Here is a 585-nt window from a genome sequence, read left to right on the forward strand (position 1 = left end):
CCTACCTCCATTTCCAGATAGCGGTTCCGCTCTTCTAACTGTTTGATTTTGAGTTGAAGTTCTTCCTCTGCGGTTAAATTAGGCTTGCTTTCCAGCCCTTTTCCACGACGGTCTTGAAGGCCTTGGCTTCCGTCTTTTTCAAACTTTCTGACCCAGGAGTAAACCTGCTGGTAGGAAACGCCATATTTCTCAATCGCTGCCTGATAGTCCTTTTCATGAGCAATGGTGAAGTGAACAATCTCAACCCGTTCTTCAAATGTTGTCTTGCGTCCTTGTTTCATTCTGGATAATCCTTTACTAGTGCTTGTTAATTCCTTACCACTAGTATACCCTTTTATCCAGTTTCTGAGAACATAATGAGTAGAAATATCATATTTTTCGACAATAGCAGTTAAACTTCCTCGTCCCTCAAGGTAATCTTGGACGGCTTGTTCTTTCAACTCCTGACTGTATTTCTTCCAGGTCCGGCTCTCTTTAAGACCGTCAATTCCATCTTGCTTATACTTACGAACCCAGTCTCGAATGGTTGTGTCAGAGACTCCAAATATTCTTGCCAAAGTACGGATAGATCGACCTTGTTCTAAG

The 585-nt window shown here is 42.4% G+C and carries 1 protein-coding gene; it reads right to left on the reverse strand.

All coding sequences use genetic code 11. The features are described 5' to 3' along the window. Positions 1 to 585: helix-turn-helix domain-containing protein (locus DHL47_RS13245; RefSeq protein ID WP_209552190.1), on the reverse strand; the 585-nt coding region annotated here is incomplete at both ends.

The organism is Streptococcus panodentis (assembly GCF_017884005.1).
In the GTDB taxonomy this organism is placed as follows: Bacteria; Bacillota; Bacilli; order Lactobacillales; family Streptococcaceae; genus Streptococcus; species Streptococcus panodentis.